Consider the following 14,765-nt stretch of genomic DNA (forward strand, 5'->3'; position numbering starts at 1 on the left):
TTTCCCAGGTAGTCTCCCCGAAAAATCTAATTTTAAAGGTTAATATACTCAACCAAACTTAATGAAATCAATATGCCTGATGTCCTATTCTCTACGCAGAGCCCTTGGCTAAGAAATGGGGAAAAACGTTTGGAAGGGTAATTTAATTAGAATAATTCTTTGTGAAGTAATTGTCCTTTTATAACAATTTCGGCAGGTAACAGCAGAGAGGACGAAATTGCCAGGTGCACATTATGAAAATAAAAATTCGCTGCAGCGAAAGAGAGAACAGCAGCTATGCGAACTTAGAACCCAACTACCAGTAGCCTTTGCTTTTGGACCTTGCCCACAAGATCCTTTCAGGACGACAATGGGTAGTGGATGTAGAAATGATCATTTTGCTACCACACAATGAATCTGAACATTTACATAATTCAAAAGAACACTTGCGCTACTGCCACTCCTCCACTACCAGTTCATCACCAACCCTAATTTCACCTCTCCCCTCGTGCACCAGGTTCTGGCCGAACATTACTTTCTTATTTTGAACACGGTACGTTGCCAGCGTTTTGAGCGGCTCCGGGCTTTTGGTGGCAGAAGCCTGATCGATGGTAGTAACAACGCAGCGGGCGCAGGGTTTGGCTACCCGAAAGTGCGTTTCCCCGATCCGAAAACGTAAAAAGCTATCTTCAGCAAAGGGAGCACTGCCAGTAAACACCAGGTTTGGCCGGAACCTGTTCATCGGCACAGGCTCCGGCAGGCGGCTGTTCAGGTCGTCGAGCGAAGCCTGACCTATAAGCAAAAACGGATAGCCATCGGCAAAGCCTACAATCTCGTTTTGCTGCGCATAATTGGGGTCTACTTTCCGTTCTGAGGCAGCAGGCATGTACACCAGGCGGGCGGGCATCTGCAGTGCTCCTGTAAACCAGGCGCTTACGGCGGCACTTACCTCCAGGGCGGTGCAGGTGTCGTCCCAGATACGGACCTGCAGCTCAGGCCCTTCGGTTTGGCCAAAAGGCACCAGCAAGGGCTGCAGCAACCCGTTTTTGTGGTTCACTTCGAGGCCGTTCTGCAGCAGCCTTACCTGCAGCAGTGCCATCTGGGCGTGTTGCCGCTGCGTCAGGAAGTTGTTATCGGCATCTATGAGCATCCAGCGCCGGTCGTGCCGGAACCCCCGCTCCTCCACCTGTGCCTGCTGCAGGCTAACACCCCCGAGCGACTTGATCGGGTAAATAGTTATTCCGGTTATCTTGAAAGTAGTCATATTCTTTGCCTTGTACCCTGCACCAAATTAGCATATTATGGCGCATCCTGAAAATAAAACTTAGCGCCTGCTTCTACTACGTGTCTAAAGGCCTTGGCTATTTTTTCTGGAAAAGGCTTTGGAAGGGCTTTTTTATTTGAATATTTGGCTGTTTGCTGGTTGTTAGTTGATGTTTGTTAAATTGCTTCATAGTTAAGTGGTTGATTTGATGATGATAGTAATTTTGAGTGAGTGAATACCTTTGAACTCTTAAAAGATCTCGTGCTCCTCCAAATTTTTTTTTGAATTATATGAAACCAGAAAGGTTTAAAATTGCTGGCTCAGAGCATCATTTCTAATTTTGAATTTCTAATTTTTAATTTGGCCAAGCCCTACGCCAACCATTCGTTATGCTATGAAAAACTGCTACCTGCTCCTGCTCTTACTTGTTTGCTACTGCCTGCCAGCTACGGCTCAAAACTCCGAAGTTTGTGCTCTCGGCCGTATCGGTTCGCTGGAGCGAAAAGCCATCTCTGCACCTAATCACGTGCGGTGCATGAACCAATACGACGTCTCTTTTTATAAACTCGACCTGGAGCTGGAGCGGAACACAACATACATAGCAGGCAGTGTAACCACTGTCGCGAACCTCACCACTGCCCGCCTCGATACTTTTGCTTTTGAGCTGCACGAGGCGCACCAGATCGATTCGGTGGTGGTGAATGGTGTCAGACAACAATCTATCAGCCGCAGTGGTGGCGATGTTTCGGTTAAACTGGCAACTCCCATAGTCCGACCCGATAAGCTTACAGCTACAGTTTATTACAAAGGCACCGCACCTGTTGGCAATGCCGCCATTGGCAGCGGCTATTCGTCGGCCACCATACCAGGCTTGGGCAACCAGGTGAGCTGGAGCCTGAGCGAACCTTACTCCGCTTATGAGTGGTGGCCGGGCAAGCAGGTGCTCACCGACAAAGCCGACTCGGTGCACGTGTTTGTCACGACCAGTGCCGACAATAAGGTAGGCTCTAATGGGTTACTTACCCGTGTTGCCGATCTGCCCGACGGCCGCAAACGCCACGAATGGAAATCGAAGTATCCGATTGCGTATTACCTTATTTCGGTGGCTCTTTCTAATTACGAAGAGTACCTGACCTTTGCTAACCCTGCGGGTGCGCCTGCTCCTATCCCGATTGTAAACTATATTTATCCGGGCACTTTAGCCGCTTATAAACCCGGAATTGACAGGACCGGTCCTTTTATGGAGCATTTTTCGGGGCTCTTTACCCTCTACCCTTTTGCAGCCGAGAAATACGGGCACAGCATGGCGCCCATGGGTGGCGGCATGGAGCACCAGACCATGACCACGCAAAGCACCTTTGAGTTTACCCTGACAGCCCATGAGTTGGCGCACCAGTGGTTTGGCAATAACGTTACCTGCGCCAGCTGGCAAGACATCTGGCTAAACGAAGGCTTTGCCTCTTACGCCGAATACCTGGCCCTGCAGCAGTTTAACCCCTCCGCGGCCTGGAGCTGGCTAAACAATACGCACACGGCAGTGCTGCAGCAACCAGGTGGCAGTGTTTTTGTAAGCGACACCACCAATGTGCGCCGCATTTTCGACTATAGGCTCACCTACAAGAAGGCTGCTGCAGTGGTGCACCAGCTGCGCTTTGTGCTCAACAACGACGAGCTTTTCTTTAAAGCGCTGCAAAACTACCAGACACAGTTCCGCGACAGCACCGCCTCCACCGCCGACCTGCAACGTGTGTTCGAAGAAACAGCCGATATGGATTTAGCTTACTTTTTTGAGCAATGGATTTATGGCGAAGGCTACCCCATGTTCGCTTTGGAATGGAACCAGATTGGCAACCGGCTGGTGCTTGTATCGGAGCAAACCTCCAGTTCAGCAGTAACGCCATTCTTTAAACTAGATGTAGAGTACCGCATCAGAACCACAACAGGTGACATGGTGGTGCGGCTACCACAAAACCAGCCAAGGGTAGAGCATTACCTGGAAGTAGACGGAGAAGTAACACAGGTAATGCTAGACCCCAACCAATGGATGCCAGCTGAGTTGATCAGGAGCGAGCGGAACATAACATTATCCTCACCTGCAGCTCTGGCTACCGCGCCCAAAGTTTACCCAAACCCTGCCAGCAAAGATCATCTGCTCATATCTGACCTGCATTTTGCGCCCGCCTCCGTTACTATTTACAACAGCACCGGCAGCAAAATAAGTCAACAGCCTATTAGCAATTCAGGAGATAATGCTGTTCGTGTGCAGATTGCCAACCTGCCAGCCGGGCTTTATCTGCTGCAGCTAAACAGCAATAGCCAAAGCTACCGCACCAGCTTTGTGCGGGTACAGTAAAGGTCGCAATGAATGAATGAATGAATGAATGAATGAATGAATAGGTACATATAAAGGTTAATATAATGCCACCTGCGGTAGCCGCTCCAAGTTGCTGCTACTGCAGGAGGCATTATTCGCTGCGGGGCTTTTCCAGCAGCAGAGAATAGCTAGGTGCCTTATATCAAATACTTCTCTTAACCAAACGGAGGATAAGTTCCCATCATGGCCTGCACCATTTGGGCTTCTTTTATATTATATTCAAACGCCAGTCTTTTGTAATTCACCAGGTCAACAATGGTTCCTACAAAGCAGAGGCCAGCGGTAAAAAAGTACAGAATCCCCATTCCGACCTGCCCTACCAGAAAGCGTTGTATACCTGCCACACCAAAAAAGCCGACCAGCGTGGTGGCCAGAATCAGCGTGGGTTCTTTTCGCCGTGAGCGGTACATCACCACGAACTGCTTTACCTGCTCCTCGCTCATGTTTCGTGTAATGCCCTGTATAAAAGCCATTTCATCGGGCTCCAGGTCGGGCATCAGGTTCAGAATGTTAATCATAATTTTATTTTATAGAAAGGTGGAAAGATCGTAGAAACAGGTACTTTTTCAGAAGCTTATACACACGCCAGAGCAGCACCAGCAATGCCGGAACACCGAGAGGGTGCGCCTGCCAGGAGGCACTGATCTGCCCCCTGAACAAAAAACTAATGGCATGGCCCAAGCCGCAACCAGGGCAACCGCCTTCATACACCCAACTTACCGGACAAAAGCTAACCAAGTGTTTTGCCTCGGGGTCTGTAAAGGCTAAGGCAACCAGCGCTACCACCCAAACAGCAGCTTCCGGCAGGTAGCGGTTTCGGGCAACTACAGCAGGAGCTGGGGTGTATGGCTGATGCACGATAAAAAGCAGAAACAGGTTAATCTAGTGGCAACAACATTGGTATAAGTTATATTTTTAGTTTGTCTTATGCAAATCATATTTTGAGGCAGGCTGCTAATAAGACACATGCCCTTAGACTTTTGTTACGGCAATCTGTTTGTAGCCATACTTTACCAGGCTTTGCAGATCAGGAGTAAAAACCCGTTAAAAAAAACCTGGAAATTCTCTAAATTTTGCTTTAATTTGATTTGGAATTAAAACCATGTTCAAACAGGCATCTAACATCAGAAAAAATTTATTGTCACCCTCCTACCCATGAAAACAATCTTCCTTTTACTGGTGGCATTTGTGCTTTGCTGCCCGGCATTTGCACAAGACAACGCCAAAACCAAAGACATCAAGAAGCTATTAGAAGTTACTGGCGCAGCAGATTTGGCGATGCAGGCGCTACAGACTAATATGCAGACACTTAAAAGCAGCAACCCTAACATACCCACTGAGTTTTTTACAGAGTTTCAGAAGGAGTTTAATGCTGAACTCCTCTTAAAGAGCATTGCCCCGATTTACGACAAGCACTACACCCACGACGAAGTAAAACAACTGATTAAATTTTACCAGACACCGCTCGGCAAAAAAGCCATTAGCACCATGCCGCTTATTATGGAGGAGTCGATGGAGATGGGCCAGGAGCTTGGCAAGCAGGTGGCGGAGAAGGTTGTGAAAAAATTGCAGGCAGAAGGTAAAATTTAATTCTCCCCCGGTAAAAGGCTACTGCTACAGTAGCACTTTTGAGCACTTGCCACGCGTAGCTACAGCGGTTTGCCTGCCTCATCAATCTCTTTTAACACCCAGATAATGAGAAAAATAATATTATACATTGCTGCCAGCCTCGATGGTTTTATTGCCCGGCCAGATGGCAACATAGACTGGCTCCACGATGAGGATTTTGCCTTACCCGGCGAAGACTTTCATTACAGCAGTTTCCTCGAAACCATAGATACCACCCTGATGGGCAACAGCACCTACCAGGTTATTCAAGGCTTTGAGACGCCGTTTCCGTACACCGACAAAACAAACTACGTGTTTACCAGGAACCCTGAGCATCAGGATGATGCGTTTGTGAAGTTTGTAAGTTCCGATGCCACAGGTTTTATAAAAGAACTCAAGCAGCAGCCGGGCAAAGACATCTGGCTAATTGGAGGCGGCCAGTTAAACACGCTGGTGCTGGAAGCGGGGCTGCTCGACGAAATAGTGCTCACTTACATTCCGATACTGCTCGGCACAGGAATTCCGCTTTTTGCGGCAGGTTTGCAAGAGCACAAACTGCAGGTAGAAAGTAACCATTGCTTCGACAACGGTTTTGTACAACTTACCCTCCGGCCAGCAAAATCAATTCCCTCTTCTGAATAGTACTTAGTCAGGTTGAAAACTTAACATTAGAAATAGTATAAAAGGCACCTCAATGGCCTGTTCAAAAGCATTTTGTTGTTTTTAGTTAGATGTTGCTAAACCTGCCGTAAAAGCTTCAGCAACAGGCAATCAGCAACCAACTCAATTATTCAGATAAAAATAGCCTCCAAAAGTTTTTGAGGCCATTTTTAGTCAAGGGTCTGGCTTAACTCACCGTTCCTGATTCCAGAATCCTTTGGTTGCAAATAGGTAATTTTGATCAGCTTAGTTACTTTTGAGAAGCATTTCGCTGTTTAAAATATAAGACCTACTACTTTCTAACGTGCTTCAATCTACAAAAACTCAACTTAGCGCCCTGGCGCTTTACCAGGTATTGGGTGGTGTGGCAGGCATTGTGCTCACGCTCTGGGTATTGTTCCAAGGCGATATGGTGCTAACAGTGCCGGTGTTGCGCCTCTCGCTGTTCGCCTGCGGCTTGTTTGTGTTTTCTATTTTGTGCGGCGTTATGCTCTGGCGGAAACCACTGCGTGGCCTTACCCTCTCGCTCATTAACCAGGTGCTGCAGGTGTTGTACTTTTCATTCGGCGCCTATAGCTTTCAGTATGTAGCGGGCTTGCGCCTGGGTCTGGGCCTCGACATGGCAGGCTCCTGGACCATCAAATTCCGAATGGCCATCTCCTCTTTCCAGTTTATTATCGGCTCCGAAACAAGTCAGAAATTTATCGGCATCAACCTGGTGGCCCTCTTCCTGATTTTCTGGATTGAGCGCCTGATGGAAAAACAAGTGGGAAGGAAGACTGCGGGTAACTAATTATTTAAATCAAAATACCCTTCTAAAGCCCTCAAAAGACTTTTAGTGTCAAGGGTGTTGCTACTTTTTCTTGCCTTTCGCCTTTTTCTTGGCTCGTTTAGATTTTTCTATTTTAGCGAGCGCCTCTTTTTCTTCAGCTTCTTTCATCAGAGCTTTCCAGTCGTAAGTGGCGGCGGGGCTAAAGTCGATGGTGGCTTCGTAGTCTTCGCGGTCTATTTGCAGTACTTTAATGTCTTTGGTGAGGTAGGTCTGAATCTCCTCCAGAATAGGCTTTTCTTCGGGGCTGCAAAACGTAACGGCAATACCCTTCTGGGTGCCACGGCCGGTGCGGCCTACCCGGTGCACATAGCTTTCGGGCTGTTCCGGCAAATCGTAGTTCACCACATAATCTACGTTGGGTATGTCGATGCCGCGCGCACTCACGTCGGTCGCAATCAGCAGCTTTACGTCGCCTTTTTTAAACTGCTTCATGGCCTCCTGCCGGTCTTTCTGCTCTTTGTCGCCGTGTATGGTCATGCTGGCTATCTCTACCCGCTCCATGGCTTTGAGCACCCGCTCTGCCCGCACCTTGGTACGCACAAAAACCAGTATCTTCTTGTCAAGGTTCTCCTTAACAACCCGCTCCAGAAAAAACCGTTTGTCGTCCATCTCCACATACATAACCGAGTGATCCACGTTTTTAGCCACCGGGTCTTTTGGCGATATCTGGATACGCACCGGCTTGTTCACGAGCGAGTAAGCCAGCTCCTTGATGGTTTCGTTGATGGTGGCAGAAAAGAACAGCGTCTGGCGCTTGCGTGGCAATTTTGTAATAAGCTGGCGTATGTCTTTAATAAAACCCAGGTCGAGCATATGGTCGGCTTCGTCGAGCACCAGAATCTCTACGCGGTGCAGCCTGATGTAACCCTGGCTCACCAGGTCGAAAAGGCGGCCCGGAGTTGCGACCAGAATATCGATGCCATCTTCCAGTTTCTCGATCTGAGGCCCCTGCTCCACACCTCCAAACACACAGAAAGTCTCTACACGCGTGTGCCGCCCGATCTGTTTAAACACATCTGTTATCTGCAGCGCCAGTTCCCGGGTGGGCACCATCACCACGCACTTTATGCCATCTTCGCGCCTCCTGTTTTTGCCGTACTGCAGCATGTCGAGCACAGGTATGGCAAAAGCAGCTGTTTTTCCGGTACCGGTCTGGGCAATAGCCAGCACATCTTCGCCTTTCATAATGGGCGGTATGGCTTTGTACTGAATGTCGGTTGGCTTTACGAAGCCCAGTTTGCTCAGGCTTTTCTTTATTTCATCAGAGATGCGGTAATCTTCAAACTTCATGGTGCTGGTGTTTATGCGTGGCTGCTGCTTTGTGTATAGTACCTTTGGCAGTGGCAGGTTACAAAGATAACGCTTCTTTTGGCTTCTGCAGCGTTTTGCTGCTGCCCAGCCGCAAGCCAGGAGCATGGCGCTCTGCCAGAGCGGCTGTCACCTGAACTATAGCAGCCACCTTTCCTCTAAGTAACTTCAACCGAAACATACCAGATAAACCCTTGGCAGAATTCGGATGCAAAACCTTCTGGAGGCTATTTTTATTCGAATAATTTAGAAGCTAACACTGAAACAGGCTGATTTATCTGGCATAACTTCCTTCAACGGACTTAGTGAATACCGGCACGGCTACTCCCCCAGTTCTTCCTTCATAATAATATCGAGGTCTAGCAGGGCCTGCCCGCAAGCACCCCTGAAAGAGGAGCCATGCATAATTGCCAGTGTAGCAGGCTGCAGGTTTGCAAGTGCTGTCAGCATGCCTTTTGTTTTGGCCGTGTAAGGCATGTAGTTAGGCAACGGCGATGATTGCCCGGCTCGTAACGAGGCGCGCACCTCGCCCAGAATATCGTGGTCGGTCAGCGCAACACCATCGCCATCCTGATGAAAGAGGTCCGAACAAAAGAGCGTCTTGTTCTTTTCTTCAAAGAGAACACCTGCATCCCAGCCGTGTGGCAGGTGCGGCGTAGGCAAAAACCGGAAACGATACTTGCCTGTCTCCAGCACATCTGCCTGGTTTAGTCCTCTGGCTGGCCTGATGGCAAAATCGCCCATATTCACCATCGCACCAATTTCGCTGCAAACGGCTTGTGCCTGTGGTGCCAGCTGCAGCCACTCGTTTAAGGCACCACATTCGTCTACCTCAAAATGACTGAAGCCTACCCACCGAAGCTGCTCTGGCTTTATGAGCCGGGCTACGGCCTGCTTCAGTAGCGGAAACATCAGGCGCATACCAGCGTGGTAGAGCATAGGCTCCTCGTCTTTCACAAGAAAATGGTTGAACTGCATATTATACTCAGGTACAAATAAGCAGATTCTGTATACATCTGGAGCAATTTCTGTAATAGTGGCCATAGCTGTAACAGTTAGAAGTAAAATAATATAAAGAAGGACACAAGATGATTTTTTATCCTGTTTAAATGGGGGACATAAAATGTTGATCTCCGAAATCTTAGGGTAGCTCCCCGAAAACATAGATGAAGTAAGCACTTAAAAATAAGAAAATTTATCTTTTTATTATGCTATAGAACTGATTATATGAACCTTACATTAGCTTAATCTTTTTTTTGATAGTGTTTGAAACTTTTATGATAGCTTTACTATTACATATAATAACTTTATTATCTTTGCAGCATATATGCGATTTAGCTTCGGCATAAAGCAACATGACAACAACAAGCATCAACATCAGGTTAACGCATAAGTCTTACCTGCGCGAGCCGGAAAGCACGGAGTTAGGCAGGAGAATCATCAGCGAGAGTGTCAGGCTGATAGACGAGCTCGGGTTTGAGCAGTTTACGTTTAAAAAGCTGGCAGCCGAAATTGGTTCTACCGAGGCTTCGGTTTACCGTTATTTCGAGAACAAGCACAAGCTGCTGGTGTACCTGGTGTCGTGGTACTGGGCCTGGCTAGACTATAGCGTTACGTTACGGGTTCAGAACATAGATAACCCGCGCGAGCGCCTCATCAGAGCCATTCTAGCCATTACAACAGCCGCTCAGGAAGACGATCCCACAGTAGATTATATTGATGAGCGCATGCTCTACCGCATTGTGCTGGCAGAGTCTACGAAAGTGTACCATACCAAAGAAGTTGACTCCGAGAACCAGGATGGCTACTTTATGGAATTTAAAAACCTCTGCGACCGTATGGCCCGCATGACACTGGCTATTAACCCGGCTTACCCATACCCGCACGCGCTTATGAGCACCGTGCTGGAGGCAGCGCACCAGCAAATGTTTTTTGCCCGGCACCTGCCCTCCCTCACCGAGATTTGCGAAGCACAGCACCTGAGAGAGGAAAACACTACTTTTCTGAAACACCTGGTATTTTCTGCCATAGAGCCACAAGAAGCTAACCTAACCACCTAATATGAGCAGCAACAAAAAAGGCAAAAGCCCCATGACGCGCCTAATGGAGCTCTTATCGCTGGAGAAAAAAGAAATTATTTACTTATATGTATATGCCATGGCAGCCGGCCTGATCAGCCTTTCGTTGCCGTTGGGTATACAGAGCATCATCGGGTTTGTGTCGAGCGGCCAGATTTCGGTGTCGGTGGTAGTGCTGATTGCTTTGCTGGTGTTGGCCCTGCTGCTTGTGGGCGGACTTCAGGTTATGCAGTTATGGCTGGTGGAGTATATGCAGCAACGGCTCTTTGCCCGTACCGCCTTCGACTTCGCTTTCAGAATTCCGCGCATACAACCCGAGGCCTTATACAAATATTACCCTCCTGAGCTCATAAACAGGTTTTTTGATGTGGTAACACTGCAGAAGGGAATGGCCAAGATCCTGACAGACTTTTCGACGGCTGTTATACAAATTGTCTTCGGCCTTATTCTGCTCTCGCTCTACCACCCTTACTTCATTTTTCTGGGCTTTATCTTAATTATAGCCTTAGTAGCCATTATCTGGTGGACCGGCGATAAAGGGGTGGAGACCAGTATTGTAGAGTCGAAGTACAAATATAAAACTGCTGCCTGGCTCGAGGAACTGGCCCGCTCTATGAGCACCTTTAAGCTCGTTGGCCACACCAACCTACCCATGGAGCGCACTGATGGCTACGTAAGCAGCTACCTGAAGGTGCGGAAAGAGCACTTTAGCGTTCTCATGACCCAGTACTTCAGCTTTGTAGGCTTTAAAACCTTTATAACCGGCGGCTTGTTAACGCTGGGCTGTATACTGGTGGTGCAGCGCGAAATAAACATCGGGCAGTTTGTAGCCTCTGAGATCGTAATTATTATGATTATGGCAGCTGTTGAAAAAATAATTATTAAGCTGGACACGGTATACGATGTACTAACCAGCCTCGACAAGCTGGGCCATGTAACCGACCTGCCCCTAGAGGAGGCCAAAGGATTGAAGCTGAGCGATATGCCATTAACTGAAGGCTTCAGTGTGCAGGTAAACAACCTGTCTTACAAATTTCCTGAATCCGACAAAAAGGTTCTCGATAGAATCAGTTTCGATGTAAAGCCTTCGGAGCACATCTGCCTGTCTGGCTACAACAGCTCAGGCAAGAGCACGCTTGTTAGTTTAATTCTGGGTTTGTACCCTTCTTTTGAAGGCAGCATAGCCTATAACAACATTTCGCTCCGCGACCTGCACATAGGCAACCTGCGCAGCCTCATCGGCGATAACATGTCTAAAGAGCAGGTGTTTGATGGCACACTGCTCGAAAACATTACCCTTGGCCGCGACCTTCCGCTGGAGGATGTACTCTGGTCTATTGAACTGTCGGGTCTGACTCAGTTTGTACACGCGCTCCCCAAAGGGCTGCACACCAACCTTACAGGCGGAAGCCTGCGCCTGCCGGGCAGCGTAGCCCGCAAAATTGTGATGGCCCGTAGTGTGGTTCAGCGCCCACGCCTGCTCATCATCGACGATTTTTGGGTAGGCATGCCAAAAGCCGATAAAATGCATTTTCTGCGGTTGCTCACTTCCGATGAGTTTAACTGGACCATTATTATGGTTTCTAACGACAAAGACGTGATGCAACTGTGCCACCGCACCTTACTGCTGCAGGATGGCCAGCTGGTAGCATCCGGCAATTTTGAAGAGATACGGAAACTTGATATTTTAAAAGAACTCACCGACGTAACTTATTAACCAATGGCTACAGAAGTAAAAAAAGAGATGCATCAGGGCGACTATTCTCACCTGAATGCCATGTCGCAGGTGAGTACGCCACGCCAGGGCCGCATGCTAACCTACTGGATTGCCGCCATATTTATAATTGTGGTGCTCTGCCTCTTTCTGCCCTGGACGCAGAACATTCGCTCGCAAGGTGTGCTTACGGCCCTTACGCCACAAGACAGGCCGCAAACTGTGCAGGCAACTATAGCAGGCCGCATAGAAAAATGGCATGTAATGGAAGGTGCTTTTGTTAGAAAAGGCGATACCATTGTAAGTATTTCCGAAATAAAGGAAAAGTACATGGACCCTAACCTGATAGCTCGCCTGGGAGAGCAGACAAATGCCAAACGCGATGCCGCTACTGCCACCGAAGCTAAAATGCGCGCCATGCAGGAGCAGATAAAAGCCCTGCGCGAAGGCTTAGTGTTCAGCTTGCAGAAAGGACGTAACAAGGTGGAGCAAACGCGGCTGAAAATGCAGAGCGACAGCATGGATGTAGTGGCCCTGCGCACCGACCTGGCCATTGCCGAAGCGCAGATTGGCCGCCAGGAGAATTTATATAATCAGGGCCTGAAATCACTTACAGAACTGGAGGCTCGGCGTTTGAAACTGCAGGAGTCGCAGGCCAAATTACTATCAGGCATAAACAAATACGATGCCTCCCGTGCCGAACTGGAAAATGCCCGCACCGAACTGAACTCGCTGCAGGCCGAATATGCAGATAAAATTGCCAAAGCAGAAGCAGAACTTAGCTCCACCCGCTCCTACCTCTACGGCACCATGGCCGAAGTATCGAAACTGCAGAGCGAACTGAGCAGCACAGAAGTCAGGAGCCAGTATTACCACATTGTGGCGCCGCAAGATGGTAACCTGGTGCGCACATTAAAAGCAGGTATCGGCGAAACCATAAAAGAAGGCGAGCCGCTGGCTACTATTATGCCTTATAACTCGCAGATGGCAGCAGAACTGTATGTAAACGCCCTCGACCTGCCGCTCATAAAAATCGGCGACGACATCAGGCTGCAATTCGAAGGCTGGCCTGCCCTGGTGTTCTCGGGGTGGCCCGGTGCCAGTTTTGGTACTTTTGGCGGCATTGTGGCCGTGCTCGATAATACAGGAACAAACGGGCAGTACCGCATGCTGGTAGTACCAGACCCCGACCAGGAGCCCTGGCCCAGTGCATTGCGCGTAGGATCAGGTGTGTATGGCTGGGCCATGTTAAACACAGTGCCGATCTGGTACGAGATATGGCGACAACTTAACAGCTTCCCGGCAGACTACACCGGCGATAACGCTGCAAGCGGCGGACAAGAAAAAAAGTCTTCTGATACAGATGGTAAATATGACTAGTAAGTCAGAAATGAAACATTCCTTTTTAAAATTACTTTGGCTGCCCTTGCTGGTGTTCCTGTTCTCAAGGCCAGCAAGGGCACAGGCAACACAGCCACAAGATTCGGTGCAGGAACTTACCATGCAGGATTTTCATAGGCTGGTGCTGCAATACCACCCGGTTGCCTCGCAGGCGGCTTTGCTTACAGAGCAGGCCCGGCAGGAGTTACGCATGGCGCGTGGTGCTTTCGACCCGATTATTAGCAGCAAGCTCTACAAAAAAGAGTTTGGCGGCAAAGAGTACTACACGCTCTGGAACAACGCCCTGCGCGTACCGCTTTGGTTTGGGCCTGAGTTAATTGCAGGTTACGACCAGACAACCGGCAACTACCTGAACCCCGAAAATAGCACCCCAGCCGATGGCCTGAGCTTTGCAGGCATTTCGGTACCGCTGGGGCAGGGGCTGTTTATCGATGCCCGCCGCGCTACTGTGCGGCAGGCCCGCCTAATGCAGCAGATAGCTGAGGCAGACCGCATAAAGCTTATCAACAAGCTGCTCCTGCAGGTAACAAAAGACTACTGGGACTGGCTACAGTATTACCGCGAGGTGCAGCTAATACAGGAGTCGCTGGAGTTAGCGGAGTTCAGGATGAAAGCCGTTCGGTCGCGGGTGCAGGAAGGCGACCTGGCCGCCATAGATACTGTGGAGGCCCTCACAGAGGTGCAGAACCGGCAGGTAATACTGCAGCAGGCCCAACTAAATTACAACAACGCCCGCCTGATGGTGGCCACGCACCTGTGGGCCGACAACGAGGTGCCACTGGAGTTGCAGGAGAGCACAGTGCCCGCTCTTACCGGCAGCGAACTCACCTCGCTGCCGCAAGACTCGCTCAACCACCTCCTCGAGATTGCCAAACTTAACCACCCCGACCTGCGCAAACTCAGTCTGAAGGGGGAGCAGTTGCAGATAGAACAGCAGTTTGCGGCCGACAAACTAAAGCCCAAACTAAACGTGGAGTACAATGTGCTGCAAAACGACTTCTACCGAAATACCGACATGTTTGAGCGCCAGCACATGAACGCTAACTACAAAATGGGCTTAAGTTTCAGTTTGCCAATTTTCCTGCGCGAAGAGCGCGGAAAACTGCAACTGACCAAGGCCAAGCAGCAGGCCAACAGCATGGAGTTTGTGCAGGCAATTCGTGAGGTAGAAAACAACCTGCATGCAGCTTTTAACGAGTGGCAGTCGCTGGAGGAGCAGATTAGGTTGCAGGAGCAAATGGTGGCTAATGCAGAAATTCTGCGGCAGGGCGAGGCAACCCGTTTCCAGAGTGGCGAAAGCTCGCTGTTCCTGGTAAATTCCCGCGAAGTGAAATCGATGGAGGCACAGCTAAAACTCTTTGCGCTACGTGCCAAATACGCCAAAGCCAAAACCCTGCTTTACTGGTCAGCCGGCGAAATTCAGGTAAACTAAAATGTTAACAGGCAGGCTCTGAATTCTGCTGCGGCCATTCATAATTTTAATTAACAGGTTTTAGGAAAACCAGCCGCTGATGCGAGCTTGTAACTCGTACCTTTTTTCTGATTGG

The 14,765-nt window shown here is 49.1% G+C and carries 13 protein-coding genes; 8 read left to right on the forward strand and 5 right to left on the reverse strand.

Annotation, left to right across the window (positions count from 1 at the left end; genetic code table 11):
• Positions 1–430 precede the first annotated feature (430 nt).
• Complete coding sequence (locus FVR03_RS10590) at positions 431–1,243, reverse strand: MOSC domain-containing protein (RefSeq protein ID WP_147921723.1); 813 nt, start codon at positions 1,241–1,243, stop codon at positions 431–433.
• Positions 1,244–1,637: 394 nt separating this feature from the next.
• On the opposite strand from FVR03_RS10590, the gene FVR03_RS10595 reads away from it, so the two are divergent.
• Positions 1,638–3,596: a M1 family metallopeptidase gene (locus tag FVR03_RS10595; RefSeq protein ID WP_147921724.1), complete on the forward strand. Its 1,959-nt coding sequence runs from the start codon at positions 1,638–1,640 to the stop codon at positions 3,594–3,596.
• A 176-nt stretch (positions 3,597–3,772) separates the two neighbouring features.
• Here FVR03_RS10595 and FVR03_RS10600 read toward each other — a convergent pair whose 3' ends face one another.
• Positions 3,773–4,135: a TM2 domain-containing protein gene (locus FVR03_RS10600; RefSeq protein ID WP_147921725.1), complete on the reverse strand. Its 363-nt coding sequence runs from the start codon at positions 4,133–4,135 to the stop codon at positions 3,773–3,775.
• Positions 4,136–4,139: 4 nt separating this feature from the next.
• Positions 4,140–4,475 carry a DUF2752 domain-containing protein gene (locus FVR03_RS10605; RefSeq protein ID WP_147921726.1) on the reverse strand — a complete coding sequence of 112 codons (336 nt, stop codon included), beginning with the start codon at positions 4,473–4,475 and terminating at the stop codon, positions 4,140–4,142.
• 297 nt (positions 4,476–4,772) lie between these two features.
• Between FVR03_RS10605 and FVR03_RS10610 the strand changes: the two genes are divergently transcribed.
• The 3 genes from FVR03_RS10610 (at position 4,773) to FVR03_RS10620 (ending at position 6,678) form a co-directional block, all read left to right on the forward strand.
• On the forward strand, positions 4,773–5,207 hold the full coding sequence (locus FVR03_RS10610) for a DUF2059 domain-containing protein (protein WP_147921727.1): 435 nt from the start codon (positions 4,773–4,775) through the stop codon (positions 5,205–5,207).
• Positions 5,208–5,312: 105 nt separating this feature from the next.
• Entirely contained in the window at positions 5,313–5,867 is a 555-nt protein-coding gene (locus FVR03_RS10615; RefSeq protein ID WP_147921728.1) for a dihydrofolate reductase family protein, read from the forward strand.
• Positions 5,868–6,189: 322 nt separating this feature from the next.
• Positions 6,190–6,678 carry a hypothetical protein gene (locus FVR03_RS10620; RefSeq protein ID WP_147921729.1) on the forward strand — a complete coding sequence of 163 codons (489 nt, stop codon included), beginning with the start codon at positions 6,190–6,192 and terminating at the stop codon, positions 6,676–6,678.
• 60 nt (positions 6,679–6,738) lie between these two features.
• Here the strand turns inward: FVR03_RS10620 and FVR03_RS10625 are convergent, their stop codons facing one another.
• The gene (locus tag FVR03_RS10625) at positions 6,739–8,007 is read right to left on the reverse strand and encodes a DEAD/DEAH box helicase (protein ID WP_147921730.1); all 1,269 of its coding nucleotides are present in this window, start codon (positions 8,005–8,007) and stop codon (positions 6,739–6,741) included.
• A gap of 339 nt (positions 8,008–8,346) precedes the next feature.
• On the reverse strand, positions 8,347–9,069 hold the full coding sequence (locus FVR03_RS10630; protein ID WP_147921731.1) for an oxygen-binding di-iron domain-containing protein: 723 nt from the start codon (positions 9,067–9,069) through the stop codon (positions 8,347–8,349).
• Between the two features lie 311 nt (positions 9,070–9,380).
• On the opposite strand from FVR03_RS10630, the gene FVR03_RS10635 reads away from it, so the two are divergent.
• Genes FVR03_RS10635 through FVR03_RS10650 form a run of 4 tightly spaced genes read left to right on the forward strand, consistent with a single transcriptional unit; the run spans position 9,381 to position 14,650 of the window.
• Entirely contained in the window at positions 9,381–10,085 is a 705-nt protein-coding gene (locus tag FVR03_RS10635) for a TetR/AcrR family transcriptional regulator (protein ID WP_147921732.1), read from the forward strand.
• A gap of 1 nt (position 10,086) precedes the next feature.
• Positions 10,087–11,820: a peptidase domain-containing ABC transporter gene (locus FVR03_RS10640; protein WP_255474166.1), complete on the forward strand. Its 1,734-nt coding sequence runs from the start codon at positions 10,087–10,089 to the stop codon at positions 11,818–11,820.
• A gap of 3 nt (positions 11,821–11,823) precedes the next feature.
• Entirely contained in the window at positions 11,824–13,197 is a 1,374-nt protein-coding gene (locus tag FVR03_RS10645; protein WP_255474167.1) for an HlyD family secretion protein, read from the forward strand.
• 10 nt (positions 13,198–13,207) lie between these two features.
• Positions 13,208–14,650 (forward strand): TolC family protein, encoded by a 1,443-nt coding sequence (locus FVR03_RS10650; protein ID WP_187270120.1) that lies wholly within the window; start codon positions 13,208–13,210, stop codon positions 14,648–14,650.
• The last annotated feature ends 115 nt before the right edge of the window (positions 14,651–14,765 follow it).

This window comes from Pontibacter qinzhouensis (assembly GCF_008017455.1).
Classification (GTDB): Bacteria; Bacteroidota; Bacteroidia; order Cytophagales; family Hymenobacteraceae; genus Pontibacter; species Pontibacter qinzhouensis.